Below are 25,097 nucleotides of genomic sequence, written 5' to 3'. Positions count from 1 at the left end.
CGCAGTATAGGTAGCGGAGCTGCAGCTTTTTGCAACTCCGCCATCTGGGCTTATTCAGCAGTGATATTGCTGTCTTTGATCAATTTGGCCCACTTGGCGTACTCGGCATTGATGATCTTGGCCGACTCTTCAGGCGTGTTGTAGGTGGCAATGGCGCCCTGGGCGAGCATGGAGTCCTTGACATCCTGCCTGGACAGAATCACTTTCAACGCCGAATTGACCTTCTGAATGACTGCAACTGGCGTTCCTGCAGGAGCCGAGAGCGCAAACATGGAGCTGACCTGCATGTCTGGAAATCCGGCCTCCACCACAGTAGCGATATCGGGAACCGAGGCGACGCGTTCTTTGGTTGTGGTGGCCAAGGCCCGGAGCTTGCCTGCCTTGATCTGGCTTTGTGCGGCAGGAACGGTGTCAATCATGGCATTGATCTGACCGCCGAGCAGGTCGGAAAGAGCGGGGCCGCTGCCTTTGTAGGGCACATGAACGACTTCCACCTGCGTCTGGCGCTTGAACATCTCGATCGAGAGATGCTGGGGTGAGCCATTGCCTGCGGAAGCGAAGGTGACGCTGCCAGGGCTGGCCTTGGCCAGGGCCACCAGTTCCTTGACGGATTTCGCCTGAACATTGGGATTGACCACAAATACCAGCGGAACGCTGCCAACCACCGAAATGTGAGCGAAGCTCTTGTGGATGTCAAAAGGAGTCACCGCAGGCGTTAGCGCTGCATTGATGGTGTGGCTCGTGAAGGCGCCCATCAGCAAGGTGTAGCCATCGGCAGGTGATTTGGCGACTTGACCCGCCCCCAGACTGCCGCCAGCTCCGGCACGGTTATCGACGACGAACTGCTGCCCGAGTGTGTCTGAAAGCTGCTTGGCGAGAACGCGGCCGATGACATCGGTCGCTCCGCCCGGCGCATAGGGAACCACCAGCCTCACGGGTTTGTTGGGGTAGTCGGTCTGCGCAATGGCTGCTCCCGATGCGCCGACTGCAACGAGGGCGGTTGCAAGCAGGTTAAAGAGCTTGCGGCGGCGCATGCCCGGATTGACGGGTTCTGTGGGTTTCATGAAGTCTCCTTAGGGTTTTCAGGTATGCGCTTTCTTGTTCGAGCGCTCGATTTTTCTTTTAATCAATAATATTATTAATAATCAATGCATCAACAATGGTTAACCCTTCCATGACGAACAAGCCAGACCAGCAAGCCACGATTCATCCGGAAGCCGCATCGAGCGGCATCTCCAAAGGACTCACCAACTACGGTGATCGCGGCTTCTCTCTTTTTTTGCGCAAGGCCTTCATCAAAGGAGCGGGCTATACCGACAAGGCGCTGGACAGGCCTGTGATCGGTATCACGAACACCGGCAGCTCCTACAACCCTTGTCACGGAAACATGCCGCAACTGATTGAGGCGGTGAAGCGAGGCATCCTGATGGCCGGTGGGCTTCCCATGGACTTCCCGACCATCTCCTTGCACGAGAGCTTTTCCCAACCGACCAGCATGTATCTGCGCAACCTCATGTCCATGGACACAGAGGAGATGCTGCGAGCGCAGCCCATGGATGCAGTCGTGCTGATTGGGGGGTGCGATAAAACAGTGCCGGCTCAGCTGATGGGCGCGGCTTCGGTCGGACTGCCGGCGGTTCAGCTGGTGACCGGCTCCATGCTCACCGGATCGCATCGAAGCGAAAGAGTGGGAGCCTGCACCGATTGCCGACGCTACTGGGGTAAATTCCGTGCCGAAGAAATTGATGCGGAGGAAATTTCCGACGTCAACAATCAGCTCGTCGCCAGTGTGGGCACCTGCTCGGTGGCGGGCACTGCCAGCACGATGGCCTGTATCGCAGAGGCTCTGGGAATTGGTCTTCCTGGTAGCGCGACCCCTCCCGCGGTCACTGCCGACCGCATCCGGATTGCTGAACGGTCCGGTGAAGTTGCCGTGCACATGGCGCGTACAGGATTGAGCATTGACAAGATTCTCACGCCAGCTGCTTTCGAGAACGCCATGCGCGTGCTGCTGGCCATGGGAGGCTCGACCAATGCCATCGTGCATATGGCCGCGATCGCAGGTCGTTTGGGATACGAGCTGGATCTCAAGGCCTTGGACGTCATGAGCCGCAATACTCCTGTGTTGCTCGACCTCAAGCCGTCCGGCGACCACTACATGGAGGACTTTCATGCCGCGGGCGGCATGCATACCCTGCTTCGAGAGCTCAAGCCCCTGCTGCATCTGGATGCTCTGACCGTGACGGGGCGTACCCTGGGCGAGGAACTGGAGGCGGCAGGTCCCGGCTTCAAGCAGCATGTGGTGAAGACTCTGGATGCCCCTTTGTATCCACAGGGCGGCATTGCCGTGCTGCACGGCAATCTTGCTCCAGGAGGAGCCATCATCAAGCAGTCCGCGGCCAACCCCGAGCTGATGGAGCATGAGGGCCGTGCCGTCGTCTTCGAGAATGCGGAGGATTTGGCCGCCCGTATCGACTCGCCCGAGCTGGATGTTCGGGCCGAGGATGTTCTGGTGCTCAAGAATATCGGTCCCAAAGCAGCGGCGATGCCTGAAGCGGGTTACCTGCCCATTCCCAAGAAACTCGCTGCTCAAGGCGTGAAAGACATGGTGCGTGTCTCCGATGGCCGTATGAGTGGCACTGCTTTCGGCACCATCGTCCTGCATGTGACGCCCGAGGCGGCGATTGGCGGTCCCCTGGCCTGGGTGCAAACCGGGGACAGAATTCGCCTGTCGGTGCGCGAGCGCTGTATTAAATGGCTGGTCAGTGAGGAAGAGCTGGCTATGCGTCAGAATGCCAAGCCTGTTCAAGTTCCTGAGGCAGAGCGTGGTTACGCGCATCTGTTCAAGAAAACTGTTTTGCAGGCTGATCGTGGCGCAGACTTTGATTTCTTGACTGCGACGCAGCGCAAGGGTTCGATTCCAAGGAGTTAAGTTCATATGCCGACGGGCGCTTTTGCCAAGGAGCGCCGTCCATCCGAGGACGGTGCATCCATGATTGCCGCGACATTGGAGGAAGACATTGTTCTGGGCCTCTTGGCTCCCAGAGTGCGTCTTGTTGAAGACGATCTGATGGAAAGGTTCGCAGCCAAACGCCATGTGGTGCGAGACGCGTTGGCTCAGCTCGAAAGCGCTGGCCTGCTTGAGCGCAGACGCAATATTGGCTCCATGGTGAAGGCTTTCAGCAGAGATGAAGTCATTCATCTCTATGAAATGAGAGAGCTGCTCGAGCTGGAGGCGATGCGCAGAATTGCGCTGCCTCTGGACCGTGATGCCCTGGAGCAACTCAGGCGCATTCAGGCCGGGCACGACGCAGCGATCCAGCAACAGGATCCGCGCGGCATTTTTCGAACCAACCAGGAGTTTCATCGGCTTTTGTTTGCCCAATGCGGCAATGTTTTCTTGTCGCAATCCATCGAAGACTTCGCCCGCCAAACGCATGCGATTCGATTTGGAACGCTGATGTCCAGAGAGCGTCAGCTGCAATCCCAACAGGAGCATCACGAGTTGCTGGCGGTACTGGCGCAGGGGGAGGGGTCGAGGGAGCGCCTGATCCGTCTGACGGCAGAGCATCTTGTGCCTCCAAGAGACCATTACCTGAAGACACAAGAGGCGCTGCTGCCTTGACGTGCTGATCAGTTCAGGAACAGGCTGCGAATATCGTGAGCCGTGGCTAGCGGACGGCCCAGCGCTGCGGCTCCCTGGCAGACCTGGGCGACCAAGGCGGCATTGCTTGCCGCCGGCTCACCACTCTTCAGGAACAGGTTGTTCTCGAAGCCGACGCGTGCATGCCCTCCAAGGCTTGCTGCAGCCATCGCGCACGCATTTTCCTCAGGGCCGAAGGCGCACATCGCCCATGGATAGACATCGTCATGGGCATTCAGGAACGGCAGCAGATCGATGGGCGAAGAGGTCTGACCGGCAGAGTAGCGGCCCAGTACAAAAAGCAGAAACCATTTGTTTTCCGGGATGATTCCGCCTGCACGCAGGCGTTGCCAGGCCTGTACGTCCGCCACGTCATACAGGATGATCTGGGTCATCACATTGCTCTGCTTGAGCCATGTGAAGAAGGAGCGGATATCCGCTTCGGGAACTTCAGGTTTGAGTATCTCGCGCAAGCCGACGGAGATCGCTTCCGGCGCCGTTTCTCGTGCGACCCGCATCTGCTCGTATGGCTGGTAGACCTGAGCCGCCTCAGTGGTGACCTGAACCACCAGTTCCTGGCCCACCGCTTTGCGCACTGCGGCAGTGGCTTCAAGGTAGGCGTGGGCATCGAGCAAATGCTTGCCGTCAGGCTTGCGCACATGCATATGAATCATGGATGCACCGCAGTCCAGGCATTCCTTGGCGGTCTGTGCCAGATCGGCGGCAGTCAATGGAACCTCAGGGTGCTGTTCCCTGGTCTTGTAGGCTCCGTTGGGCGCAACGGTGATGATCAGCGGTGTATTCATCATGCGCTCTCTTCTTGCTCTGCGGCATCGCCCACGGCAGGCAGCTCGCTTTTGAGAAGTTCGAGACCTGCCAGCAGTGTCCTCTGGTAGCGCTGTTTCTCTTGGGCGATGCTCTCTGGAGTCCACTTGAAAAAACCTTCACCGGACTTCATGCCGAACTTTCCTTCAGCCACTCTTTGCGACAGGCATGGGCTAGGCTCCTTGTTGGCCGCCAGAGATGGATACATCGTCGCTCCAGCGGCGCAGTGGACTTCCAGACCCGCATGGTCTCGCTGAAGCACGGGACCTGCTGCGAGAAAGCGGAATCCGAAGCCAAAGCGCACGGCTGAATCCACGTCTTCGGCTGAAGCAATGCCCGCTTCAATCAGAGCAAAAGCCTCGCGAGCCAGCGCGTGCTGAAGACGGTTTGCCAAAAAGCCCGGCAAGTCCTTCTTGACCAGCACCGGCACCATGCCGCACTGGCGCATGAAGGCATGAAGGTTCTCTGCGCATTCCATGCGGGACGCCTCGCCGCACACCACTTCAACAAGAGGCGTCAGGTGCGCAGGCATGAAGAAATGCAGACCCAGCATGCGTTCCTGTGTTTGCAGGCCTTGTGCAATTGCGGTGATGGGAAAGCTCGAGCTGTTGCTGGCCAGCAATGCATCCTTGCGGGCGCGCTGCTCGAGTTGCCTGAAAAGCGCTTGCTTGATGTCCAGACGCTCCGGGATGCATTCGATCACTAGGTCCACAGAGTTCCAGTCAAGATCGTCCAAGGACGATACGACGGACAGCCGAGCAAGGTGCTGAGCCGCGCCCAGCTGGATCAATCCCTCGCGGACTCGCTCAGGGACTTTGGCGGCCCGGTCGGCATCGGGTTCGATCACCGTCGTTCTGCAAGCTCCGCGGCAAAGAACGACCGCGACATCGGCTCCCATTGTTCCGCCGCCAATAACCACAGCGTGTGAACGCGAGGGGCGGAAAAAATGCCCAGGCGCTCTGAAAATCGTTTGCTTCAACGGGTGTCTCCAAGTTCTAAGAATCCTGGAGGCAGTCTGGATGCTGGCAATAAATTTGTTAAGCAAATTTATTGGGATGACTATCCTGTTTCTTGAATATATTGCTGTGCTTCCGCCGGCGTGACTAGGCAAGGCCACGGCGCAGTACGAGCGCGCCAGGGCCGTGCTGACGCAGCAGCCGAAAGCCCTGGCGTTCGTTTGTCAGCATGTAACTGATGTGCGGTGGTCTGCGAGTCTTCTGGCCATCCGAGCACGCATTGCCGAGGCCTTGATGTGCTCAACGTCCATGACGGTTTTGCATACCGCAAGCGTTGTATCTAACAGGCACGGCACTCATTCATCGATGCTTCGGGGTTGATGTGGCATGTGCAGGGAGCCGGGCCCTGGCGGCCAGTGCTTCCTGAGGACCGGGGTCTTTCACCGAACCTCAGCGGTCTTGGTCTGACGGTCTTGAAAAAGGGCCGCTTGTCACGACCGGCCACGCCACGCTTCAGGCCGCTGCATCGTGACGGTGCAGCAGATCCAGGAACATCTGTGCCGAGCGGCTGATGGGCCTATCCTTGCGTACCAGGCTGCCGTAGGCCTCCAGACTGTGCTTGGTCCGATACGGCAGGATATGCAGCATGCCGTGTGCGGCATGAAGGTCCGCCACCGTGCGCGGAATCACGCCCACCATATTGGAGCTTCGCACCAGATTGATGGTGGTGAGTATGGAGCCGGTTTCAATCAGGCCGCGCGGCAGCGGCAGACTGTGCTCGCGGAACTCCTGCTCTATCAAGCTGCGCATGGGGCTTCCAGGCGGCTGCATCACCCAGCCATGTCCCTGCAAGGCCTGCAGACCGGGCCGCTGCAGCGACAGCAGAGGATGCTCCTTGCGCACGATGAAGGCCAGTTGCTCGTCGTCGATCGGGCAAAAGCGGCAATCGCTGCCCGCTTCATTCGTCATGCGCCCGACGACCACCTCCAGCACGCCCTCGCGCAGCTGCGCCAGCAGGCGATCGCTGGTGTCCACGGCCACTTCCAGCTCCAGCAGGGGCAACTGCTGTTTCAGCTCCAGCAAGGCCTGGGTGAGCCGCCCGGGCGATGCGGCCATGATGCTGCCTACGGCCAGCCGCCCCGAGCTTCCCTGGCGCAGCTCGCCCAGTTCGCGATTCAGGGCCTCGATATTGCCGCGCAGCGAACGGAAATATTCCAGCACCCGCTCTCCGGCCGCATTGCGCTGCAGCCGGCGGCCCACGCGCTCGAACAGCGGCTGACCCAGGGCGTCTTCGAGCTCCTGCAGCATCTTGGTGGCTGCCGGCTGGGTCAGACCTAGTTCGGCCGCTGCAGCACGCAAGGTCTGGCGCTCGTCGATGGCCAGTATCAAGGCCACCTGACGCATGCGCAGCCGGTTCAGCAGCTGTGGCGTGTTGTCGCGTTTGTCTATCGATCCCATGGCATGGCTTCTTATTGCTTCAGGTTATCGATTAATCAATAACTTTCAGTTTACGCATATCAGCGGCTTCCCTAGGATCGGGCTGCGATGCAATAAAAAAGCCAAGGAGACAAATGTGCAAAGACGTCATCTACTTTCCATAGCCGCTGTGTGCGGCGCCGCCGCACTGCCCTGGCAGGTCCAGGCACAGGACTCGGCTAACTGGCCCGTCAAGCCCGTGCGCATGCTGGTGGGTTCTGCACCCGGAGGCGGCACCGATGCAATGGCCCGCGCCGTGGCCGACAGGCTGGGGCCGCTGCTCAAGCAGCCGGTGATCGTGGAGAACCGGCCCGGTGTCTCCAACACGCTGGCGGTGGATATGACGGCCAAGGCCACGGATGGGCACACCATGGTCATGGGCGTGGTCACGGCCCATGCCATCGCGCCGCATCTGCTCAAGCTCGGCTATGACAACAACCGGGATCTGGTTCCCGTAGCCTTTGTCGGCTCGGTGCCCAATGTGCTGGTGGTGGGCAACTCCGTTGCCGCCAACACGGTGGCGGAGCTGGTGGCCATGGCCAGGAAGAATCCCAATCAGATCAATTTCGCCAGTAGCGGCACGGGCAGCACCCAGCATATCGCTGCCGAGGTGTTCAAGGATGCCGCAGGCATCCAGATCACCCACGTGCCCTACAAGGGCAGCGCCGCGGCCCTGGTCGATCTGGTCAGCGGCCAGGTGCAGATGAGCTTCGACACCATGCCCTCGGTCATAGGCCAGATCAAGGCCGGCAAGCTGCGTGCCTTGGCGGTCACTTCGCCCCAGCGCAACCCTCAGCTGCCCCAGGTACCGACCATGGCCGAAGCGGGTCTGCGCAATGTGGAAATCAGTGCCTGGTACGGCATCTACATGCCGGCCTCCACGCCCAAGGCGGTTCAGCAAAAAGTGCATGACGAGGTCAACAAGGTCATCGCCATGCCCGAGACCAAGACCCGTCTCGAGGCCGTGGGTGCCGAGCTGCGGCCCATGGCTCAGGCAGATTTCGGCAGTTTTCACCTCGCCGAGTACAAGCGCTTCGGCGACATCATTCGCAAGAACAACATCAAGCTGGACTGAGCATGAGCAAGGCTTCTCTTCCCGTTGTCGCCCTGACCCTGGGCGATCCTTCCGGCATCGGCGCCGAGCTGATTGCACGTTTGCTCGCCAGGCCGCAAGCCACCGAGCAGGCGAACCTGGTTTTGATAGGCGATCCATGGCTCTGGGAGCAGGGTCAGCGCATCGCAGGCCTGCAGGTGGCAACCGTGGCGCTGGCCGATCTGTCGGCTGCGCGCGAGCGTGTTGATACGCGGCTGCCGGCCTTTGTGGCCGTGGACACCGTCGCCCAGACCGATGTGGTGCAGGGGCAGGTGGGAGCGGCAGGCGGCCGCTCGGTGCTGCAGGTGCTCGACCAATGCATGGATGCGGCCCTGGCCGGCGATATCGACGCCATCTGCTTTGCGCCCTTGAACAAGCAGGCCATGAAGCTGGGCGGCCTGCGTCACGAGGACGAGCTGCACCACTTTGCCGAGTACCTGGGCGTGACCGGCTACTTCTGCGAGTTCAACACGCTCGGCGATCTCTGGACCTCGCGTATTTCCTCCCACGTGCCGCTCAAGGATGTGGCCGGCTATCTGAGCCAGGAGCGCATCAGCCAGGCGGCCGAGCTGATCTACAACGCCCTGCGCGCCAGCGGCCTGGCTGCTCCCAAGGTGGCGATTGCCGGCTTCAACCCGCACAACGGCGATGGCGGAACCTGCGGCCGCGAGGAAATCGACATCATCGCGCCCGCCGTCCAGGCCCTGCAGGCGCGCGACTGGCCCAGCGATGCGCCGTTCCACGGCCCGTTCCCGGCCGACACGATCTTTCTCAAGGCCCAGGCCGGCGAGTACCAGGCCATCGTGACCATGTACCACGACCAGGGCCAGATCGCCATCAAGCTGTTGGGCTTCTCGCGCGGGGTGACGGTGCAGGGCGGCCTGCCGATTCCCATCACCACACCGGCCCACGGCACGGCCTACGACATCGCGGGCCAGGGCAAGGCCAATGTGGAAGCCACCTGGCAGGCGCTGCAGATTGCCGCACGCATGGGGGCCGCGCACCGCACTCGCCAGGCTGCCCCAGCCGTCTGAGCCTACTTTCCGGGCGGCTTGGGTCGCCTGTCCTACTCACTCTTTTCTTCCGAGGTCTGTATGAAGATCAAGTCCGTCCGCGCCCGTGTCTTTGAATGGAAGGGCAAGACCGTTCCGCCCCAGGGCAACTTCTGCTCCAACGCCATGGATCTGGTGTACTCCAACACCGAGTCCATGAGCACCTTCCGCTTCCATTCGTGGACCGTGGTCGAGATCGAAACCGATGACGGCATCATCGGTCTGGGCAACGTGGCCCTGGCGCCCAAGGTCGCCAAGGCCATCATCGACGAGTACCTGGCGCCCCTGGTCATCGGCCAGGACCCCTGGGACTACGAATACCTGTGGCAGCGCATGTACCGCGCCACCCATGCCTGGGGCCGCAAGGGCGTGACCATGGCCGCCATCTCTGCCGTGGACCTGGCCATCTGGGACATCCTGGGCAAGAGCGTGAACAAGCCCGTGTTCAAGCTGCTGGGCGGGCGCACCAAGGAAAAGATTCCCTGCTACTACAGCAAGCTCTACCGCACCGACCTGAAAGAGATGCAGGACGAAGCACAGAAATTCCTGGATCAGGGCTTCAAGGCCTTCAAGATGCGCTTCGGCTACGGGCCCGCCCACCTGCAGGACGGTGTGCGCGAGAACCTCAAGTCCGTCGAAGCCATCCGTGAAGTGATCGGCTACGACACCGACCTGATGCTGGAGTGCTACATGGGCTGGAACCTGGAGTACGCCAAGCGCATGCTGCCCAAGCTGGCCAGGTTCGAGCCGCGCTGGCTGGAAGAGCCCGTGATCGCCGACGATATCGACGGCTATGCCGAGCTCAACGCCATGAACATCATCCCCATCTCGGGCGGCGAGCACGAGTTTTCGCTTTACGGCTTCAAACAGCTCTTGGACAAGAAGGCCGTCTCCGTCGTGCAGTACGACACCAACCGCGTGGGCGGCATCACGGCGGCGCACAAGATCAATGCCCTGTGCGAAGCCTATTCCGTACCCGTGATCCCGCATGCCGGCCAGATGCACAACTACCACCTGACCATGAGCACGCTGGCCTCGCCCATGGCCGAGTACTTCCCCATCTTCGACGTGGAAGTGGGCAACGAGCTGTTCTGGTACATCTTCGACGGCGAACCGGTTGCCGACAACGGCTTCCTGCAGCTGCGCGACGACGTGCCGGGCCTGGGCCTCACGCTCAAGACCGAGTACCTCGACCAGTTCCACATCATCGATTGAGGAGACGCAGCATGCCCGGACTCTCCAATCCCCGTTACCGGGGCATCTTCCCCGTCGTGCCCACCACCTTCCACGAGGACGGCACGCTGGACCTGGCCAGCCAGAAGCGCTGCCTGGACTTCATGATCGACTCGGGCGTTCATGGTCTGTGCATCCTGGCCAACTTCTCCGAGCAGTTCCTGGTCTCGGACGAGGAGCGCGAAATCCTCACGCGCACGGCCCTGGAGCATGTGGCCGGCCGTGTGCCCGTGATCGTGACCACCACGCACACCAGTACCAGAATCTGCGCCGAGCGCAGCCGCCGCGCCCAGGACATGGGCGCCGCCATGGTCATGGTCATGCCGCCCTACCACGGTGCGACCTTCCGCTTCGGCGAAGCCCAGGTGCAGGCCTTCTACCAGGGTGTGTCCGACGCCATCGACATCCCCATCATGGTCCAGGATGCGCCGGCCGCAGGCACGCCACTGTCGCCGGCCTTTCTGGCCCGCATGGCCAGGGAGATAGCGCAGGTCAGCTACTTCAAGATGGAAACTGCCGGTGCGGCGGGCAAGCTGCGCGAGCTGATCGCGCTGGGCGGAGAAGCGATAGAAGGCCCCTGGGACGGCGAGGAAGCCATCACCCTGCTGGCCGATCTGGAGGCCGGAGCGACCGGCGCCATGACCGGCGGCGGCTTTGCCGACGGCATACGCCCCATCCTCGAAGCCCACCGCGCAGGCGACAAGGACAAGGCCTTCGAGCAATACCAGCGTTGGCTGCCACTGATCAACCACGAAAACCGCCAGGCCGGTTTCCTCGCCGCCAAGGCGCTGATGAAGGAAGGCGGCGTGATCGCCTGCGATGCGCCGCGCTCGCCCTGGCCGCCCATGCATCCCGAGGTGCGACGCCAGTTGCTGGACATTGCCCGCCGGCTGGATCCGCTGGTGCTGCGCTGGGCCCGTTGAGACGACTATGAATACAGGAGCTGGTTGCGCTTGTTTATTCGTGAATTCAGATATTTTTCATGCTGAGTTCTATGAATAACGTGCGCAGCAAGCTCCTCTATCAAGAGCATATCCATGACCCAACACCACAACCTGATCAACGGCCAGTGGACGGCTGCTGACAGCTACTCCCCCAACACCAACCCCAGCGATCTGTCCGATGTGATCGGCGAGTACGCCCAGGGCGGTGCCGAGGATGTGCAGGCCGCCGTGGCCGCCGCCACCGCCGCTTTCCCGGCCTGGTCCACCTCGGGCATCCAGGCGCGTTCCGACGCCCTGGACAAGATCGGCACGGAGATCCTGGCGCGCAAGGCGGAGCTCGGCGAGCTGCTGGCCCGCGAAGAAGGCAAGACCCTGCCAGAAGCCATTGGCGAAGTCGGCCGCGCCGGCCAGATCTTCAAGTTCTTTGCCGGTGAATGCCTGCGCCTGACGGGCGAGACCGTGCCTTCGGTGCGCCCCGGCATCGGTGTGGAAATCACGCGCGAACCCATCGGCGTGGTCGGTCTGATCACGCCCTGGAACTTCCCCATCGCCATCCCCGCCTGGAAGATCGCCCCGGCCCTGGCCTTTGGCAACTGCGTGGTGCTGAAACCCGCCGACCTGGTGCCCGGCAGCGCCTGGGCCCTGGCCGACATCATCCACCGCTCTGGCATCCCCGCCGGCGTCTTCAACCTGGTCATGGGCCGTGGCCGCGTGATCGGCGAGGCCCTGGTCAACCACGCCGACGTGGCGGCGATCAGCTTCACGGGTTCGACCGGCGTGGGCCGCGGCATTGCCGAGGCCTGCGTCAAAAGCGGCAAGAAGGTGCAGCTGGAAATGGGCGGCAAGAACCCCCAGATCGTGCTGGACGATGCCGACCTGAACCAGGCCGTGGAACTGTCGGCCCAGAGCGGCTTCTACTCCACCGGCCAGCGCTGCACGGCATCGAGCCGCCTCATCGTCACCGACAAGATCTACCCGGCCTTTATCGAGGCCCTGCAGGCGCGCATGGCCCAAATCAAGGTCGGTGACGCACGCGCCGCCGGCACCGACATGGGCCCCGTGGTCAGCCAGGCCCAGCTGGAGCAGGACCTGAGCTACGTGGAAATCGCCAAGGCCGAAGGCGCCCGCCTGGCCGCTGGCGGTGCCCGCGTCGCCTGCCACACGGGCAGCGGCAAGGACGGCTTTTACATGGCGCCCACGCTGTTTGTGGACACCGAAGCCGGCATGCGCATCAACCGCGAAGAAGTCTTCGGTCCCGTGGCCAGCGTGATCCGCGTCAAGGACTACGACGAAGCACTGGCCGTATCCAACGACACGCCGTTCGGCCTGTCGGCCGGCATTGCGACCACCAGCCTCAAATACGCCACGCACTTCAAGCGCCACAGCCAGGCTGGCATGGTCATGGTCAACCTGCCCACGGCGGGTGTGGACTACCACGTGCCGTTTGGCGGTCGCAAGGGCAGCAGCTACGGCCCGCGCGAGCAGGGGCGCTATGCCCAGGAGTTCTACACCACGGTGAAGACGGCCTATACGCTGGCGTGATGCGCTGGCCTGAGCGAGATCGTTGATTGTTGCTTCTCTTTGCCGGGCCCTGGGCCCGGCTTTTTCATGGCGCGGTGGGGATCAGCCCAGCAGCGCCGCCCTGATGGTCTTGACACCGTCGGCGTTGTCCCAGACCCCTTCTTCCAGCGCGTCATGAATGGTCTTGTCCAGCGCTGCTGCCAGTTGCTCGCGTGTCTGGGCAGCCTGGGGGCTGGCGTCCAGCACGATGCGCAAGGCGGTGGCCAGTGCCGTGATCTGGGCTGTGAGATTGACGACGGCGGTGTTGGAGCTCATGAATCGGTCCTTGAAATGTCGATGAACAGGGCAGCTGGCATGGCGCGCAGTGCGGGGTGCCCAGCTGTCAACGGCCTTCAGTGTCGCGCGGGTGGATACTGCTGTTAACGTATCAACAATGAGCGGCGGCCGCCGGCTTGGGTGATCAGGAAGTGCCCGAGCGCTCTCAGGCAAAGCGCCGGCAGCTACTGTTTTTGAGAGTTCTATAAGACAGGAGAGACAAAAGCATGCGTCTGAAGAGAGTCTGTATTTACGGTGCCGGAGCCATTGGCGGCTGGTTGGGCGTGGCGCTGGCCAGGGCGGGCTGCGAGCTGAGCGCCGTGGCGCGAGGCCAGACGCTGGCTGCGCTGCAGCACAACGGCCTGACGCTGGTGCATGGCGAGGAGAGCGAGACCGTAGCCGTCAATGCGCAGCAGGACCCGGCCGCCTTGGGCGTGCAGGATGTGGTGGTGATTGCCGTCAAGGCGCCGTCCATGCCCGATGTGGCCCGTGCCGTCGCACCGCTGATCGGCCCGCAGACTCTGGTGCTGACCGCCATGAACGGCGTGCCCTGGTGGTTTCTGGCCGGTGGCGTGGATGCCGGCTTGCGCGGCCTGCAGCTCAAGGCCGTGGATCCGCAGGGCGAGATTGCGCGCGCCATTCCCACCGGGCAGGTGCTCGGCTCGGTGGTGCATGCCAGCTGCTCGCTCGACGCGCCCGGTGTGGTGCGCCGGCACTTCGGCAAAAGCCTCATCGTCGGCGAGCCAACGGCCCTGCCCGGCGATGCGCCCACGCCGCGTCTGCTGGCGCTGGCCGAGCTGCTGCGCTCGGGCGGCATCGAGCTCAGGCTCAGCGACAACATCCAGCGCGATGCCTGGTACAAGCTCTGGGGCAATATGACCATGAACCCCGTCAGTGCGATCACGGGCGCGACCACGGACAGGATTCTGGGCGACGAGCTGGTGCGCAACTTCATCACGGCCGTGATGCTGGAGGCCCGGGAAATCGGCGCGCGCATCGGCCTGCCGATTGCCGACAGCCCGCAGGACCGCCATCAGGTCACGCTCAAGCTGGGCGGCTTCAAGACCTCCATGCTCCAGGATGTGGAAGCCGGCAAGCCGGTGGAGCTGGACGCCCTGGTGGGCGCCGTGCGCGAGATGGGCGCCATGTGCGGCATGAGCACGCCGTTCACCGATGCACTGCTGGGTCTGACGCGGCTGCGCGCGCAGCAGCTGGGTCTGTATCCGGTGTAAGGCGGTGGCGGGCAGGGCGGTCTTGGGCCTAGACTAGGCAGCATGAGCACCACATCTACCCAGACCGCCACTCTCAAGTCCAAGTCCGCGCAGGACAGTCATTGGGCCACGCTGTGCGTGGTGACGACGACCGTGGGGAATTCGGCCGAGGCCGAGGACATGGCGCGGGCACTGGTCGCGGCCAAGGCTGCGGCCTGTGTGCAGACCGAGCGCATCACCTCGTACTACGAGTGGGACGGCGTGCTGCAGACCGCTCCCGAATGGCGGCTGATCTGCAAGACCCTGCCCGAGGCACTGCCACGGCTGACCGCGCTGCTGCGCAGCCATCACAGCTATGAGGTGCCCCAGATCACCATGCGCACCGAGCGCTGCCTGAACGACTATGCCAAATGGCTCAAGCAGCAGGTGCAGCTCTGAAGCCTGAATAAAAAAGGAGCGCCTTGCGCGCTCCTTCATTGGGTTTCAGTGCTCAATCTATCTGAAAACTCGATAGATAAAGCGCTGACAGCTATGGTTCTTGTGCTTCAGGACAGCAGAGCCTGGGCGAACTCGCGTGCGCTGAAGGTTTCCAGATCCTCGATCTTCTCGCCCACGCCGATGAAGTAGACAGGCACGGGGCGCTCCTGCGCAATCGCGGCCAGCACGCCGCCCTTGGCCGTGCCGTCGAGCTTGGTGACGATCAGACCCGTGAGCTGCAGCGCATCGTCGAAGGCGCGCACCTGGGTCAGCGCGTTCTGGCCGGTGTTGCCGTCAATCACCAGCAGCACCTCATGAGGCGCCGTACCGTCGGCCTTGCTCACCACGCGCTTGATCTTCTTGAGCTCTTCCATCAGATGCAGCTGCGTGGGCAGGCGTCCGGCCGTATCGACCAGCACCACATCCTTTTTGCGCGCCTTGCCGGCGGAGACGGCATCGAAGCTCACGGCGGCGGGGTCGCCACCGTCCTGGCTGATGATTTCCACGGTGTTGCGATTGGCCCAGACGCCCAGCTGCTCACGCGCGGCAGCGCGGAAGGTGTCGGCAGCGGCCAGCAGCACGGACTGCTCGCCGTCGGCCAGATGCTTGGTCAGCTTGCCGATGGAAGTGGTCTTGCCCGCACCGTTGACGCCGGCCACCATGATGACGGTCGGTGTGTGCTCGCCGATGGTCAGCGGCTTTTCCAGGGGCCTCAGCAAATCGGTCAGCGCATCGGCCAGCAGCGCCTTGACGGCGGCGGGCTCGGTGGTCTTGGTTTCCTTGACGCGGCGCTTCAGGTCTTCCAGCAGATGCTGGGTGGCCTTGACGCCGGTGTCGGCCATCAGCAGCGCGTCCTCCAGCTCTTCATAGAGCCGGTCGTCGATCTGCGTGCCGGTAAAGACGGTGGCAATGCTGGAGCCGGTCTTGCGCAGACCGGCTTTCAGGCGTTCCATCCAGCTTTGACGGGAATTTGGGGCTTGCGGCTTTGCGGTAGGCTCGGGGGCTGCTACAAAATCCTGAGTAGCAGGCTGATCTTCGCCGGCCTTGGCCGTCGCGCCGCCGCCAAAGGGCTTGCGCCACCAGGAGCTGTTGCCGTTTTCGGCAGGCGCAGCAGGCGTATCCTGTGGAGCGGGCCTGGTTTGCGCAGCAGACGCAGGCGCCGCGGCTGCCTCGGCAGCGGGCGTGGTGTTCACCGCATCGGGTGAATTGGGCTTTTTCTTGAAAAAACTGAACATTGGCGGGTTTTTAGAATCGCATCATTCTATGAAACATGTACGCGCACTCCCTGTACTGGGCTTAATGGCCTGTTTGAGCGCTGGGGCAGCCTTGGCTGCGCCGGGCGCATCGTCGCAACCTGTGCCTGCTGCCGCCACGGCGGCCGCGCCGCAAGTGCAGCAGTTCACGCTGAAGAACGGCATGCAGCTGATCGTGCTGCCCGACCGTCGCGCGCCCACGGCCGTGCACATGGTCTGGGTGCGTGTGGGCTCCATGGACGAGGTCGACGGCACCACGGGCGTGGCCCATGCGCTGGAGCACATGATGTTCAAGGGCTCCAAAAGCGTCAAGCCGGGAGACTTCTCGCGTCGCGTGGCGGCGCTGGGCGGCCAGGAAAACGCATTCACCTGGCGTGACTACACGGGCTACTACCAGCAGATTCCGTCCAACCGTCTGGAAGACGTGATGAAGCTGGAATCCGACCGTTTTGCCAACAACCAGTGGCCGGACTCCGAATTCAAGAAGGAAATCGAGGTCATCAAGGAAGAGCGCCGCATGCGCACCGACGACCAGCCGCGCGCCATGCTGATGGAGCAGCTGATGGCGGCCACCTTCATGGCCTCGCCCTATCGCCGCCCCGTGGTGGGCTGGATGAGCGATCTGGACTCCATGACGCCCGGAGATGTGCGCGACTTCCACAAGCGCTGGTATGTGCCGTCCAATGCCGCCGTGGTCGTGGTGGGGGATGTGAACGTGAACCAGGTGCGAGCCTGGGCCGAGAAGTATTACGGCAGCATTTCTGCGCGCGCCTTGCCGCAGCGCAAGCCGCAGACCGAACCCAGGCAGATCGGCGTGCGCCGCATCGAGGTCAAGCAGCCTGCCGAGCAGGCCTTTATCGCCATGGCCTATCGCACGCCCACGCTGAAGAGCGTGGACAAGCTGCAGGCCGACGACAAGGACGCGCTGGCGCTGTTGGTGCTGTCCGCGGTGCTCGACGGTTATGACGGAGCCCGTCTGGAACGCGCCCTGGTGCAGGGCGAAGGCCAGGCCAACGGTCGTGTGGCAGACAGCGCCGGCAGCTCGGCCAACATCATGGGGCGCGGGCCCAGCCTGTTCATGCTGACCGGCGTGCCGGCCCAGGGCAAGACCGTGGCCGATGTGGAAGCTGCCTTGCGCGCCCAGATCAAGAAGGTGGCCGAGGAGGGCGTGCAGGCTGACGAGCTGGAGCGCGTCAAGACGCAGTGGATGGCCTCCAACGTCTATGAGCGCGATTCCGTCATGGGCCAGGCCCAGAATCTGGGCAATTACTGGATCCAGAACATGCCGCTGGATGCCGAGGACAAGCTGCTGGCCGAGCTGCAGAAAGTCACCTCCGACGATGTGAAGGCCGTGGCCGCCAAGTATTTCGGCGACGACCAGCTCACCGTCGGCACTCTGGTGCCCCAGCCGCTGCCCGCGGGCGCCAAGCCCCAGCGTCCCATGTCCGGCAAGGCCGATGCAGGCGGTTCGGTGCATTGATGAAACACCCCCTGAGCTGCTTGCCCGGGCGGCCCCGCGCCTTCCCCCTCTCTCTCTGCGCGCTGCGCGCCAGGGGCGGGGGACGCAGCCTTCGCTGCAGAGCGGCCCATGCCGGGCTGCTTGCGCATGGGGCATGCCCTCGCTGATGCGGCGACATGGAAAACAGAGGTTGAACACATGAAAACTATGAAGAAAATAGCTGCTGGCGCTTTTGTGGTGAGCGCTGGCATGGGTTTTCTGACCCAGTCTGCCTGGGCCTTGCTGCCTATAGAGCACTGGACCCAGCCCAGCGGTGCCCAGGTCTGGCTGGTGCAAAGTCCCGGTATTCCCATGGTGGATGTGCAGGTGGATTTTGACGCCGGCAGCCGCCGCGATCCCGAGGACAAGCTGGGCCTGGCGGCAGCCGTGGCCATGATGTCCTCCAAGGGCATCAAGGCGGCGGGCGATGCGCCTGCGCTGGATGAGAACGGCCTGGGCCAGGCCTGGGCCGACCTGGGTGCCAGCTTTGGCGCCAGCGCGGGGCGCGACAGCTTCAGCTTCGGCCTGCGCACGCTGACCGTGCCCGATCTGCAGCAAAAAGCCGTGGCCCTGGCGGCGCGCCAGATCGCGTCGCCAAGCTGGCCCGAGGCCGTGTGGCAGCGTGACCGCGAGCGCTGGAGCGCCTCCATCAAGGAAGCCGACACCCGTCCCGGCACCGTGGCCTCCAAGGCCTTTCGCAAGGCCGTGTTCGGCAGCTCGCCCTACGGCTATCAGACCACGGTCGACAGCCTGGGCCGGATCGATGTTTCGGCCATGCAGGACTTTCACCGCAAGCTGATTGCCGCCTGCCGCGCCAAGGTCAGCGTGGTGGGGGCGGTCAATCGCCAGCAGGCCGATGCCATGGTCAAGCAGTTGCTGGGGCCGCTACAGGCCACCAATGGCAACGACTGCCCGCCGCTGCCTGCTGTGAGCAAGGTGCAGGACCTGAAGCAAGCCAAGGTCGAGAACATTCCGTTCGAGTCGGCCCAGGCCCAGGTGCTCATAGGCCAGCCTGGCATTGCGCGCAACAACCCCGATTTTCTGGCTGTGATGGTGGGCAACCACATTCTGGGCGGCGGCGGCTTCACATCGCGGCTGATGGAAGAAGTGCGTGAGAAGCGGGGCCTGACCTACGGGGTCTCCAGCGACTTCTCGCCGGGACTGGATCGCGGTGCCTTCATCATCGGCCTGCAGACCCGTCCCGATCAGGCGGCCGAGGCGCTCAAGGTCTCGCAGGACGTGTTGCGCAAATTCATTGCCGAAGGTCCTAGCGACAAGGAACTCAAGGCGGCCAAGGACAATCTGATCGGCGGCTTTGCCCTGCGCATAGACAGCAACCGCAAGCTGCTGGGCAATGTGGCCAACATCGCCTGGAATGGCCTGCCGCTCGATTATCTGGAGCACTGGACCGATCGCGTTCAGGCTCTGACCACCAAGGACGTGAAGGAGGCGATGCAACGCATGGTTCAGCCCGATCGCATGGTCACCATCACTCTCGGAGCCAAGCCATGAGCCGCAGTGCCATCAAGCTACACACACCCGCAGGCCGCAAGGCGCTGGACAAGATGATTCACGAGTCCGAGCGCAAGGCGCAGGAGCTGGCGGCCAGCCGCCCGGCCCGCCCCGGAGCCAAGGCTGCCCAACCTGCCGCCGCCAAGCCGGCGGCCACCGGGGCTGGTGAAATCCGCATCATCGGCGGGCAATGGCGCCGCACGCGTCTTGCCGTGGCGCAAAAGCCCGGTCTGCGGCCCACGCCCGATCGCGTGCGCGAGACCCTGTTCAACTGGCTGGGCCAGGACCTGAGCAACTGGAAATGCATCGATGCCTTCGCGGGCACGGGGGCACTGGGCTTTGAGGCCGCATCGCGCGGCGCCAGCAGCGTCATCATGAACGAGCAGGATGCAGCCCTGGTGCAGCAGCTGCAGCGTCTTCAGCAAAAGCTCGATGCCAGGATGGTCAAGGTGCAGCGCGGTGATGCGCTGAGCTGCCTGAAGACCGTGGCGGGGCAGGATCTGATCTTGCTGGACCCGCCATTCGGTCAGACCGAGCTGTTCGAGCCCGCGCTCAAGGCCGCCACGGCGGCCTTGAATGATGGCGGCTTCATTTATCTGGAAGCTCCCGAAGCCTGGGCCGAGGACCGCTTGCTGGAAATGGGGCTGGAGCTGCACCGCTATCTGAAGGCCGGCGCCGTCCATGCGCATCTGCTGAAGAAGCAGTAAAGCCTTGCTGCCGAACCGGGAGCTGCTGGCGCTTCGAGCAGAGGCGCCAGCAGCTCTTTTTTGCATGGTTCAGCACTGCGCAGGCCTGAATGCATAATCTCTTTACGCTGCACTGCAGCAGCCCTCACACTCATCAAGACCCGCAGGAGAGAGATAAGCCATGAGCCAGGACCTGATCGCTGTTTACCCCGGAACCTTTGACCCGATTACGCTGGGGCATGAAGATGTGGTGCGCCGGGCTGCACAGTTGTTTGGCAAGGTCATCGTGGCGGTGGCGGCAGGCCATCACAAAAAGACGCTGTTTTCGCTGGAGGAGCGCATTGCCATGGTGCGCGAGGCCTGCGCCAATTATCCGCAGGTGCAGGTGGAGAGCTTTGACGGGCTGCTGGCGCATTTCGTGCTCGCACGCGGCGCCAAGGCCATGGTGCGCGGCCTGCGCGCGGTCACGGACTTCGACTATGAGTTCCAGCTTGCCGGCATGAACCGCACGCTGATGCCCGAAGTGGAAACCGTGTTCCTCACGCCCAGCGATCGCTATCAGTTCATCAGCTCCACCTTTGTGCGCGAGATTGCCACGCTCAACGGCGATGTGGACAAGTTTGTCTCCAAGGGCGTGCATGAGCGCCTGATGGTCAAGGTCGGCCGCGCGGCCTGAGCAGTCAGTCGCCCTGGCTGGGCGATCTGCTGCGATAGCTGCTGATGGTCTCGTGGACGAAGCGCAGCTTGTCCCAGGCAGGGCCGGAAATCGCAAACGGATAGGCATCGCCATGGCCCAGGCTGCGATTGAGGCTGTTGTGCAGCAGCGTGAGCGGCACCCACTGGGATTGCATCACTGAAAAGTCTGGCGGTACCGGTCCCAGCGGGTTCTGAATGAGCTGCTGGCCGGTGCTGGGGATGTCTGGCACGGTAATGCAGGTGCCGTAGCTGGCTGCAGTCTCCAGCAAGTCCACCATGTGCAGGTAGTGGGCCCAGGTTTCGGCCCAGTCTTCCCAGGGGTGAGCCGTGGCATAGGCGCTGATGAACTGGTCGCGCCAGCGGTTGTCCAGCGGGTCCTTGTCGTAGTGGCGCTGCAGCGCCTGGGCATAGTCCTGATTCTCATAGCCGAACAATGCTCTGAAGCGCTCCAGATGCGCGCTGTTGGCTATCAGCTGATCCCAGTAGAAATGACCCGATTCGTGACGCAGATGCCCGATCAGCGTGCGATAAGGCTCGTGCAAGGCCTGGCGGCGCTTGGCTCGCTCGTCGTCGTCGGCTTCGACGACATTGAGTGTGATCATGCCGCTGGCATGGCCGGTCATGACGGGGTTCTGACCGGGAAGATCTGCGAGCAGGGAAAAGCGCGGCTCGGCCACGCGGTGCTCATGCGGGTCCAGCAGGCCCAGTCTGGCCAGGGTGTAGAACAGCCGGCGCTTGGCGACTTCGATCTTGGCCCAGCGCAGCTCGTTGGCGGGATCGCTGCCGTCGGGCAGCCATTCGGTCTGGCGGCAGGAGACGCACAGCGGCTGCGGGTCTGAAGCCTCGATCGCAAAATTGCACAGGCTGATGTTGTGGCGGTGGGCGCAGGGGCGGTAGCGGGCGTTGGGGGCTGCGGCAGGCGGCAGAATGCCGACTCGCAGCTGGTCGGGCAGAAAGGCCTGGCTGGCGCCGCAATGCACGCATTGCAGGCTTTCAAAATAGATCAGGTGGCCGCAGGCCTCGCAGTTGAAAACTTGCATGCGGACACTTTAATGGCGAACTTGGCTGCCAGGGTGTAGGAAAAAACAAAGCCAGCTCGAAAGCTGGCTTTGGGCTGGAAGCGCAGCCCTCAGACAGGGGCTGGCCTCAGGTGCGCATCGTCAAGGCCTGACCACGATGCTGTTGCGCACTTCACGCACATGCTTGGTCGTGCGGGCGATTTCGCCGGCACGGGCTTTTTCCGCTTCGGATTTGGCAAAGCCCGAAAGCTGCACGGTGCCGTTCATGGTTTCCACGCTGATGGCGGTTGCCGAGACGCTCTTGTCTTCGGCCATCTTGGCCTTCACCGCAGTGGTGATGCCGGCGTCATCCACATAGGAGCCCACAGTCTGCTGGTCACGAGCCACCGAACAGGCTGTGGTAGCCAGCACGGTCGTCGCGGCGACCAGACTGAAAGCCAAAGCACGAGTCAGATTTTTCATATGGTTCTCCCTTGGTTTTGAAAAGGCGCAAAGCACGCCTGCGAAAGCTGGGAACGTCGCACGTTCCAGAGTTATTTCCTGCGCGAGCGACCCAGAAAGAAGGCCGTCGCCAGGGCCGCGCCGGTCGCTGCTGCGATCAGCACGGAACGCCCGGGTTGTTCGGACACATACTTGGTGGTCGCATCCGCTGCGGTGTTGAACTGACGGCGTGCGCGGTGCGAGCTGTCGGCCCAGAAGTTGATGCTGCGCTCGGCCAGATCCTGAGCCCGGTTGGCCAGATTGTCGATCAGCGGGTTTTCGCTGTCTTCGACATTGCGCATGTGGCGACCGGTAGAGTCGATGGCCTCGGAAGCCGTGCGGCGCGAGCGGCGTGCGGTGTCCTCGACCTGGTCGGCGATGTCCTCGGCCACATCCCGAGCTTCGTTCACCATTTTCTGGGCAGCCTGCTTGCCGGAGTCCACGGCGTCTTGTGCTGCATCGGCCATCTTGTGTGCAGCATTCTGGGCGGATTGGGCGGCGTGCTTTGCCGTGTCCTTGACGTCTGCAGCCACATCCTTGGCGGCGCCCTTGAGATCTTCAACCGTGTCCTTGGCGTCTTTTACGGCTTGGCTCATTGTTTGGAACTCCCTGAAATCTAGAAATTTTCGTGACAGCGTGCAGTAACGCCAGTCTGCGGAACCCTGCCTCCAGGAGGCAGAGGTTGTGTGTGATCATGGCGAATACTGGTGGTTTGTGCAATGTGAGCGAACAAAGTTCTACACATTGGGTGCCGTTGCTACTTCTTCACCAGGCCCATCAGGAAGGTGATGACGGCCATGACCAGGAAGACGAAAAACAGGATCTTGGCAATGCCTACGGCGCTGGCCGCAATACCGCCGAAACCGAAAACTGCAGCGATCAAGGCAATCACCAGAAAGACAATGGCGTAGTGCAACATGGTTTTCTCCTTTCGAATGCAGACCGACAGGCATTGCTGTGCGGCCATGTATTGACTGTAGAGAACTGTGCAGCCCGTGCCTGACGGTGAGCTTCTGCCACCTGGGTCGGGGTATTTAGAGACAGCCGTGTAGGACGACATCGACTTGCGCGGCCGAGCGCTACCCGATTTCAGGCAGTTGCTACGCTCAGGGGAATGACTGCCGAGATGGTGGTGCCCTTGCCGGGTTGCGAGGCCACGGTGAGCCTGCCGCCAACGGCTTCGACACGGTGCTTCATGCCTGCCAGGCCATGGGAGTTGGGGCGCATGCTGGCGGGCTCGAACCCCTGACCATCGTCTTGAATCTGCACGGCCACATAGGTGGGGTAGTTGTGCACCGTGACGATGACATGGCTGGCCCTGGCGTATTTGCCGATATTGGTCAGCGACTCCTGCACGACGCGATAGACCGTCAGCTGCGTGGACTCGGGCAGGTCCACCTGTTCCAGGCTGCATTCCACATCGATGTTGCTGCGGTCGCCGAACTCCCGGGTCAGGATTTCCAGTGCCGTGGTCAGTCCCAGGTTGGAAAGCGAGGAAGGGCGAAGGTCCTCGATGATCCGGCGCTTGAGTGCAATGCCGCTGTTGAGCGTTTCGATCAGATGGGTGACGCGTTCGGAGACCTCGGGTGCCGAGGTGTCGATCTTGGATTTGAGCCGCGCAACATCGAGTTTGGCTGCGGTCAGCAGCGAGCCCAGTTCGTCATGCAGCTCGCGTGCCAGATGCGCCCGCTCGTCTTCGCGTACCTGCTGCAAATGGGTTGCCAGCTCGGTGAGCGCTGCTGTGCGGTCACGCACGACTTCCTCCAGGCGATTGCGTTCGTCGCGCTGGATCTCCTGCTCGCGCTGATGTGAGTGCTGCAGTGCATTGGCCTGTCGCAGATACATGAAGAAGCCCAGAATCCCGAGCGCCGTCACGGTCGCAATGCCCAGGCGCGACAGGCCCAGCGTCTGCTCGATGTCTGCGAGATTGGACTTGACGCGCTGGTCGATGCTGTCCATCAGGGTCTTGATGTGGCCCCGTATGGCATCCATGTTTTCCATGCCCACATCGGTGAACATCACAAAGCGCCATGCTTCGTCGTTGCCCTGGCGATAAAGGCGCAGACTCAGCTCCATTTCACTGGTCTTGCGCTCGACCTGGCGGGCCAGCGGCGTGAAGGTGGCCAGCTCCTTGGGGTCCATGATGAAGATGCTGCGCAGCTCGTCCATGCTGCTGCTGATGGCGGCAGAAGCGGAGTTGTAGGGCTCGAGATAGCGCTCTTCTCCCGTCAGCAGATAGCCGCGCAGACCGGTTTCAGCGTCCAGCATCTGCTGCATCAGCAAGCTGAGCTTGGCTCTGGTGCTTTGTGTCTTGGTGAGCGTATCCAGAGCCTGCAAGGAGCGCTTATAGCCTGCCTCATTAATGCTTACCATTAAGACTGCCGCAACGACTGCGATCGTCAAACTGACTGCAATTTTGCGGATATTGGTCCAGCGCATCTACATCCTCTCACCGACAAGGCAATTACCTGATATTCTGCATAACCGTAGCGTCAACGACTGACATCATAGTGCGGGTCTTAAAATGTTATGCGCCCTGGAGACGAGCGCGGTTTCATGAAAAGAGGTGTTCATGATAAAAGTAGGCATAGTGGATGACCATGCGATCGTTCGCTCGGGATTACGCCAATTCCTGTCGGAGCATGTGGACCTGAGGGTCGTGGGAGAGGCCGGCAATGGGCGGGAAGCCATCGACCTGGTTCGGGAACATGAAATCGATGTGCTGCTGATGGACTTGTCCATGCCCGGGCAAAGCGGCATAGATGCCCTGGCCATGCTCAGGGCCAAGGCGCCCGACATGGGCATCCTGATACTAAGTGGATACCCTGAGGAACATTACGCGATCAACCTGATTCGTCAGGGGGCCAGCGGATATCTCAACAAGGAGTGCGATCCCCAGGATATTGCGGAGGCCATCCGCACCGTGGCTCTGGGAAGGCGCTATCTGACGCCGGCAGTGGCCGACCTCCTGGCCCAGCAGCTCAATCGCAAGGATGATGTGCCGGCGCACGAGCAATTGTCGGAGCGCGAGTTTCAGGTGTTTCTGAAGCTTGCTCGCGGCGAGACTGCCGGAGATATTGCCAAGTCGCTTTCCCTGAGTGTGAAAACAGTGAGTACTTACCGAACCAGACTCATGGAAAAAATGGGGCTTTCCTCGAATAGTGACCTGACCTACTATGCGTTGAAAAACCGCCTCATTGATTAATG

At 62.2% G+C, this 25,097-nt stretch carries 25 protein-coding genes; 14 read left to right on the top strand and 11 right to left on the bottom strand.

Annotated elements, in window-relative coordinates; translation table 11 throughout:
• Nucleotides 1-50 precede the first annotated feature (50 nt).
• The gene (locus tag DJFAAGMI_RS09080) at nt 51-1,064 is read right to left on the bottom strand and encodes a Bug family tripartite tricarboxylate transporter substrate binding protein (RefSeq protein ID WP_211456892.1); all 1,014 of its coding nucleotides are present in this window, start codon (nt 1,062-1,064) and stop codon (nt 51-53) included.
• 110 nt (nt 1,065-1,174) lie between these two features.
• Between DJFAAGMI_RS09080 and DJFAAGMI_RS09075 the strand changes: the two genes are divergently transcribed.
• Together DJFAAGMI_RS09075 and DJFAAGMI_RS09070 are read left to right on the top strand one after the other, a co-directional pair.
• The gene (locus tag DJFAAGMI_RS09075) at nt 1,175-2,932 is read left to right on the top strand and encodes an IlvD/Edd family dehydratase (protein ID WP_211456891.1); all 1,758 of its coding nucleotides are present in this window, start codon (nt 1,175-1,177) and stop codon (nt 2,930-2,932) included.
• A 6-nt stretch (nt 2,933-2,938) separates the two neighbouring features.
• Entirely contained in the window at nt 2,939-3,625 is a 687-nt protein-coding gene (locus DJFAAGMI_RS09070; RefSeq protein ID WP_211456890.1) for a GntR family transcriptional regulator, read from the top strand.
• Nucleotides 3,626-3,633: 8 nt separating this feature from the next.
• On the opposite strand, the gene DJFAAGMI_RS09065 is transcribed toward DJFAAGMI_RS09070, so the two are convergent.
• The 3 genes from DJFAAGMI_RS09065 to DJFAAGMI_RS09055 form a co-directional block, all read right to left on the bottom strand.
• Entirely contained in the window at nt 3,634-4,449 is an 816-nt protein-coding gene (locus DJFAAGMI_RS09065) for a beta-keto acid cleavage family enzyme (RefSeq protein WP_211457402.1), read from the bottom strand.
• Nucleotides 4,449-5,366, bottom strand: a complete 918-nt coding sequence (locus DJFAAGMI_RS09060; protein WP_249334203.1) for a 3-hydroxyacyl-CoA dehydrogenase family protein — start codon at nt 5,364-5,366, stop codon at nt 4,449-4,451. The genes DJFAAGMI_RS09065 and DJFAAGMI_RS09060 overlap by 1 nt, the downstream gene beginning before the upstream one ends.
• A gap of 571 nt (nt 5,367-5,937) precedes the next feature.
• Entirely contained in the window at nt 5,938-6,882 is a 945-nt protein-coding gene (locus DJFAAGMI_RS09055; protein WP_043008695.1) for a LysR family transcriptional regulator, read from the bottom strand.
• Nucleotides 6,883-6,997: 115 nt separating this feature from the next.
• Between DJFAAGMI_RS09055 and DJFAAGMI_RS09050 the strand changes: the two genes are divergently transcribed.
• The 5 genes from DJFAAGMI_RS09050 to DJFAAGMI_RS09030 all read left to right on the top strand — a co-directional run bounded on the left by DJFAAGMI_RS09050 (nt 6,998) and on the right by DJFAAGMI_RS09030 (nt 12,764).
• Nucleotides 6,998-7,975, top strand: a complete 978-nt coding sequence (locus tag DJFAAGMI_RS09050) for a Bug family tripartite tricarboxylate transporter substrate binding protein (protein WP_211456889.1) — start codon at nt 6,998-7,000, stop codon at nt 7,973-7,975.
• Between the two features lie 2 nt (nt 7,976-7,977).
• Entirely contained in the window at nt 7,978-9,027 is a 1,050-nt protein-coding gene (locus DJFAAGMI_RS09045; protein ID WP_211456888.1) for a 4-hydroxythreonine-4-phosphate dehydrogenase PdxA, read from the top strand.
• 60 nt (nt 9,028-9,087) lie between these two features.
• Nucleotides 9,088-10,260, top strand: a complete 1,173-nt coding sequence (locus tag DJFAAGMI_RS09040; protein ID WP_211456887.1) for an L-rhamnonate dehydratase — start codon at nt 9,088-9,090, stop codon at nt 10,258-10,260.
• Between the two features lie 11 nt (nt 10,261-10,271).
• Nucleotides 10,272-11,201 carry a dihydrodipicolinate synthase family protein gene (locus DJFAAGMI_RS09035; protein ID WP_211456886.1) on the top strand — a complete coding sequence of 310 codons (930 nt, stop codon included), beginning with the start codon at nt 10,272-10,274 and terminating at the stop codon, nt 11,199-11,201.
• Between the two features lie 114 nt (nt 11,202-11,315).
• On the top strand, nt 11,316-12,764 hold the full coding sequence (locus DJFAAGMI_RS09030; RefSeq protein WP_211456885.1) for an aldehyde dehydrogenase family protein: 1,449 nt from the start codon (nt 11,316-11,318) through the stop codon (nt 12,762-12,764).
• 81 nt (nt 12,765-12,845) lie between these two features.
• Here DJFAAGMI_RS09030 and DJFAAGMI_RS09025 read toward each other — a convergent pair whose 3' ends face one another.
• Complete coding sequence (locus DJFAAGMI_RS09025) at nt 12,846-13,058, bottom strand: hypothetical protein (RefSeq protein ID WP_043006220.1); 213 nt, start codon at nt 13,056-13,058, stop codon at nt 12,846-12,848.
• Nucleotides 13,059-13,285: 227 nt separating this feature from the next.
• Here DJFAAGMI_RS09025 and DJFAAGMI_RS09020 point away from each other — a divergent pair, with 227 nt between their 5' ends.
• Both DJFAAGMI_RS09020 and cutA read left to right on the top strand, forming a co-directional pair.
• Nucleotides 13,286-14,290 carry a 2-dehydropantoate 2-reductase gene (locus DJFAAGMI_RS09020; RefSeq protein WP_211456884.1) on the top strand — a complete coding sequence of 335 codons (1,005 nt, stop codon included), beginning with the start codon at nt 13,286-13,288 and terminating at the stop codon, nt 14,288-14,290.
• A 42-nt stretch (nt 14,291-14,332) separates the two neighbouring features.
• On the top strand, nt 14,333-14,707 hold the full coding sequence (gene cutA, locus DJFAAGMI_RS09015; RefSeq protein ID WP_211456883.1) for a divalent-cation tolerance protein CutA: 375 nt from the start codon (nt 14,333-14,335) through the stop codon (nt 14,705-14,707).
• 107 nt (nt 14,708-14,814) lie between these two features.
• On the opposite strand, the gene ftsY is transcribed toward cutA, so the two are convergent.
• Nucleotides 14,815-15,981, bottom strand: a complete 1,167-nt coding sequence (gene ftsY, locus DJFAAGMI_RS09010) for a signal recognition particle-docking protein FtsY (protein ID WP_211456882.1) — start codon at nt 15,979-15,981, stop codon at nt 14,815-14,817.
• A gap of 64 nt (nt 15,982-16,045) precedes the next feature.
• Here ftsY and DJFAAGMI_RS09005 point away from each other — a divergent pair, with 64 nt between their 5' ends.
• The 4 genes from DJFAAGMI_RS09005 (at nt 16,046) to coaD (ending at nt 20,371) form a co-directional block, all read left to right on the top strand.
• On the top strand, nt 16,046-17,479 hold the full coding sequence (locus DJFAAGMI_RS09005; RefSeq protein ID WP_211457400.1) for a M16 family metallopeptidase: 1,434 nt from the start codon (nt 16,046-16,048) through the stop codon (nt 17,477-17,479).
• A 177-nt stretch (nt 17,480-17,656) separates the two neighbouring features.
• Nucleotides 17,657-19,009, top strand: a complete 1,353-nt coding sequence (locus DJFAAGMI_RS09000) for a M16 family metallopeptidase (RefSeq protein ID WP_211456881.1) — start codon at nt 17,657-17,659, stop codon at nt 19,007-19,009.
• The gene (gene rsmD, locus DJFAAGMI_RS08995; RefSeq protein WP_003051863.1) at nt 19,006-19,716 is read left to right on the top strand and encodes a 16S rRNA (guanine(966)-N(2))-methyltransferase RsmD; all 711 of its coding nucleotides are present in this window, start codon (nt 19,006-19,008) and stop codon (nt 19,714-19,716) included. Before DJFAAGMI_RS09000 ends, rsmD begins: the two co-directional genes overlap by 4 nt.
• A 160-nt stretch (nt 19,717-19,876) precedes the next feature.
• A complete protein-coding gene (gene coaD / locus DJFAAGMI_RS08990; protein WP_043006208.1) occupies nt 19,877-20,371 on the top strand; it encodes a pantetheine-phosphate adenylyltransferase in 495 nt (164 codons plus the stop codon).
• Nucleotides 20,372-20,375: 4 nt separating this feature from the next.
• Here coaD and DJFAAGMI_RS08985 read toward each other — a convergent pair whose 3' ends face one another.
• The 5 genes from DJFAAGMI_RS08985 to DJFAAGMI_RS08965 form a co-directional block, all read right to left on the bottom strand.
• Nucleotides 20,376-21,431, bottom strand: a complete 1,056-nt coding sequence (locus DJFAAGMI_RS08985) for a zinc-binding metallopeptidase family protein (protein WP_211456880.1) — start codon at nt 21,429-21,431, stop codon at nt 20,376-20,378.
• 120 nt (nt 21,432-21,551) lie between these two features.
• Nucleotides 21,552-21,872: a BON domain-containing protein gene (locus tag DJFAAGMI_RS08980; RefSeq protein ID WP_003051870.1), complete on the bottom strand. Its 321-nt coding sequence runs from the start codon at nt 21,870-21,872 to the stop codon at nt 21,552-21,554.
• Nucleotides 21,873-21,943: 71 nt separating this feature from the next.
• Nucleotides 21,944-22,486, bottom strand: a complete 543-nt coding sequence (locus DJFAAGMI_RS08975) for a hypothetical protein (RefSeq protein WP_211456879.1) — start codon at nt 22,484-22,486, stop codon at nt 21,944-21,946.
• A gap of 161 nt (nt 22,487-22,647) precedes the next feature.
• Nucleotides 22,648-22,809, bottom strand: coding sequence for a DUF1328 domain-containing protein (locus tag DJFAAGMI_RS08970; RefSeq protein ID WP_003051882.1), 162 nt, complete (start codon nt 22,807-22,809; stop codon nt 22,648-22,650).
• Between the two features lie 170 nt (nt 22,810-22,979).
• Nucleotides 22,980-24,329 (bottom strand): sensor histidine kinase, encoded by a 1,350-nt coding sequence (locus tag DJFAAGMI_RS08965; protein ID WP_211456878.1) that lies wholly within the window; start codon nt 24,327-24,329, stop codon nt 22,980-22,982.
• Nucleotides 24,330-24,462: 133 nt separating this feature from the next.
• On the opposite strand from DJFAAGMI_RS08965, the gene DJFAAGMI_RS08960 reads away from it, so the two are divergent.
• On the top strand, nt 24,463-25,095 hold the full coding sequence (locus DJFAAGMI_RS08960) for a response regulator (protein ID WP_003051886.1): 633 nt from the start codon (nt 24,463-24,465) through the stop codon (nt 25,093-25,095).
• The last annotated feature ends 2 nt before the right edge of the window (nt 25,096-25,097 follow it).

Origin of the sequence: Comamonas brasiliensis, assembly GCF_018292285.1 — a bacterium.
GTDB classification, from domain to species: domain Bacteria; phylum Pseudomonadota; class Gammaproteobacteria; order Burkholderiales; family Burkholderiaceae_C; genus Comamonas; species Comamonas brasiliensis.
Note: the sequence above shows the minus strand (reverse complement) of the source record. Positions and strands in the feature narration are given on the sequence as shown.

What these genes read in the sequence shown, in the direction of transcription:
- DJFAAGMI_RS09055 (WP_043008695.1), bottom strand. Translation starts at nt 6,882, where the DNA reads ATGGGATCGATAGACAAACGCGACAACACGCCACAGCTGCTGAACCGG.
- DJFAAGMI_RS08970 (WP_003051882.1), bottom strand. Translation starts at nt 22,809, where the DNA reads ATGTTGCACTACGCCATTGTCTTTCTGGTGATTGCCTTGATCGCTGCA.
- DJFAAGMI_RS09005 (WP_211457400.1), top strand. Translation starts at nt 16,046, where the DNA reads ATGGCCTGTTTGAGCGCTGGGGCAGCCTTGGCTGCGCCGGGCGCATCG.
- DJFAAGMI_RS09070 (WP_211456890.1), top strand. Translation starts at nt 2,939, where the DNA reads ATGCCGACGGGCGCTTTTGCCAAGGAGCGCCGTCCATCCGAGGACGGT.
- DJFAAGMI_RS08985 (WP_211456880.1), bottom strand. Translation starts at nt 21,431, where the DNA reads ATGCAAGTTTTCAACTGCGAGGCCTGCGGCCACCTGATCTATTTTGAA.
- DJFAAGMI_RS08965 (WP_211456878.1), bottom strand. Translation starts at nt 24,329, where the DNA reads ATGCGCTGGACCAATATCCGCAAAATTGCAGTCAGTTTGACGATCGCA.
- DJFAAGMI_RS09000 (WP_211456881.1), top strand. Translation starts at nt 17,657, where the DNA reads ATGAAAACTATGAAGAAAATAGCTGCTGGCGCTTTTGTGGTGAGCGCT.
- DJFAAGMI_RS09025 (WP_043006220.1), bottom strand. Translation starts at nt 13,058, where the DNA reads ATGAGCTCCAACACCGCCGTCGTCAATCTCACAGCCCAGATCACGGCA.
- DJFAAGMI_RS08975 (WP_211456879.1), bottom strand. Translation starts at nt 22,486, where the DNA reads ATGAGCCAAGCCGTAAAAGACGCCAAGGACACGGTTGAAGATCTCAAG.
- DJFAAGMI_RS09080 (WP_211456892.1), bottom strand. Translation starts at nt 1,064, where the DNA reads ATGAAACCCACAGAACCCGTCAATCCGGGCATGCGCCGCCGCAAGCTC.
- DJFAAGMI_RS09060 (WP_249334203.1), bottom strand. Translation starts at nt 5,366, where the DNA reads ATGGGAGCCGATGTCGCGGTCGTTCTTTGCCGCGGAGCTTGCAGAACG.
- cutA (WP_211456883.1), top strand. Translation starts at nt 14,333, where the DNA reads ATGAGCACCACATCTACCCAGACCGCCACTCTCAAGTCCAAGTCCGCG.
- rsmD (WP_003051863.1), top strand. Translation starts at nt 19,006, where the DNA reads ATGAGCCGCAGTGCCATCAAGCTACACACACCCGCAGGCCGCAAGGCG.
- DJFAAGMI_RS09035 (WP_211456886.1), top strand. Translation starts at nt 10,272, where the DNA reads ATGCCCGGACTCTCCAATCCCCGTTACCGGGGCATCTTCCCCGTCGTG.
- DJFAAGMI_RS09020 (WP_211456884.1), top strand. Translation starts at nt 13,286, where the DNA reads ATGCGTCTGAAGAGAGTCTGTATTTACGGTGCCGGAGCCATTGGCGGC.
- DJFAAGMI_RS08980 (WP_003051870.1), bottom strand. Translation starts at nt 21,872, where the DNA reads ATGAAAAATCTGACTCGTGCTTTGGCTTTCAGTCTGGTCGCCGCGACG.
- DJFAAGMI_RS09065 (WP_211457402.1), bottom strand. Translation starts at nt 4,449, where the DNA reads ATGAATACACCGCTGATCATCACCGTTGCGCCCAACGGAGCCTACAAG.
- DJFAAGMI_RS09040 (WP_211456887.1), top strand. Translation starts at nt 9,088, where the DNA reads ATGAAGATCAAGTCCGTCCGCGCCCGTGTCTTTGAATGGAAGGGCAAG.
- DJFAAGMI_RS09030 (WP_211456885.1), top strand. Translation starts at nt 11,316, where the DNA reads ATGACCCAACACCACAACCTGATCAACGGCCAGTGGACGGCTGCTGAC.
- DJFAAGMI_RS09075 (WP_211456891.1), top strand. Translation starts at nt 1,175, where the DNA reads ATGACGAACAAGCCAGACCAGCAAGCCACGATTCATCCGGAAGCCGCA.
- ftsY (WP_211456882.1), bottom strand. Translation starts at nt 15,981, where the DNA reads ATGTTCAGTTTTTTCAAGAAAAAGCCCAATTCACCCGATGCGGTGAAC.
- coaD (WP_043006208.1), top strand. Translation starts at nt 19,877, where the DNA reads ATGAGCCAGGACCTGATCGCTGTTTACCCCGGAACCTTTGACCCGATT.
- DJFAAGMI_RS09045 (WP_211456888.1), top strand. Translation starts at nt 7,978, where the DNA reads ATGAGCAAGGCTTCTCTTCCCGTTGTCGCCCTGACCCTGGGCGATCCT.
- DJFAAGMI_RS08960 (WP_003051886.1), top strand. Translation starts at nt 24,463, where the DNA reads ATGATAAAAGTAGGCATAGTGGATGACCATGCGATCGTTCGCTCGGGA.